This window comes from Bacillus sp. mrc49 (assembly GCF_002803435.1).
In genome coordinates, this window is record NZ_PHNG01000066.1 from 1 (window position 1) to 353 (window position 353).

1 protein-coding gene is annotated in these 353 nt (G+C 56.4%); it reads left to right on the forward strand.

What is annotated here, in order from left to right:
- The coding region (locus tag CVN76_RS00495) for a hypothetical protein (protein ID WP_442857519.1) at positions 1-317 on the forward strand (317 nt) is incomplete at its 5' end.
- Between the last annotated feature and the right edge of the window lie 36 nt (positions 318-353).

Consider the following 353-nt stretch of genomic DNA (forward strand, 5'->3'; position numbering starts at 1 on the left):
GGAATATGCGCAAAACCTATCAGGCCCGGCTGAAGATCTTGCATGCAGCGGTTCATCAGCATCTTGGCGCCTGGACTCAGCCGCGTTTGCCGCAGGGCGGGTTGCAACTGGTTTGTCCGGTAGCCGACGCGGCAACTGAACGGCGCCTGATTCAGGCCGCCGCCGCCCAGGGGATGAAGGTCTATGGCCTGATCGATTTTTATACCGGGCAACCCACGGAGGGGGCGCTGGTACTGGGTTTTGCCGCTTATTCCCCAGACGAGATTGTAAGATTCGTCAAAAAGTTATCTTCTATTTTCAGCGCGCTGTCGGCTTAGTTCCGACGGCGGTTGCACATCAAAATTGGTCTGTTC